Origin of the sequence: Desulfotomaculum copahuensis (genome assembly GCF_001655685.1) — a bacterium.
In the GTDB taxonomy this organism is placed as follows: Bacteria; Bacillota; Desulfotomaculia; order Desulfotomaculales; family Desulfovirgulaceae; genus Desulfotomaculum_G; species Desulfotomaculum_G copahuensis.
In genome coordinates this window covers 1-435 of record NZ_LYVF01000042.1, presented here as the reverse complement: position 1 = coordinate 435, position 435 = coordinate 1, and the positions used below count along the sequence as shown (strand labels likewise).

Genomic DNA, 435 nt, shown 5'->3' with positions numbered 1-435 from the left:
CAAATGGGTCCACCCCACCCCCTGCGGAATAGCTATTTTTTCGATGACCTTACGGGTTTTGGCGCTGATCTCACTAATACCTTCCCTGTTGTCCCCTTTGAGATGGGACAACTGATCCAGCAGCGAATTAAACTCCTCGCTATTCCCGGTAATTTCTTTATATGCTTCGGTAGTAACGCAAAAGCCCTCCGGCACTTGTATACCCTGAATCCTGGACAGTTCCCCCAGGTTGGCGCCTTTGCCCCCGACCTTCGAAAGCTTGGTTTTGTCGATTTCCTGAAAACCAAGCACATAAGGATTCATACAGATTCTCCTTTCCATATTACGCGCATTTTATCAAAAACGTTTTGAATAAATCAATACGTTATAGGTATTTCTCAAGGTATCGTCAAAGTTAAACCGTCTAAACCCCGATCATAGCCAGTTCGGCATTCC

At 45.5% G+C, this 435-nt stretch carries 1 protein-coding gene; it reads right to left on the bottom strand.

The genetic code is table 11. The features are described 5' to 3' along the window. Nucleotides 1-303, bottom strand: a 303-nt coding sequence (locus A6M21_RS03195; RefSeq protein WP_282434526.1) for a PEP/pyruvate-binding domain-containing protein, incomplete at its 3' end; no start/stop codon positions are given. Nucleotides 304-435: the final 132 nt, after the last annotated feature.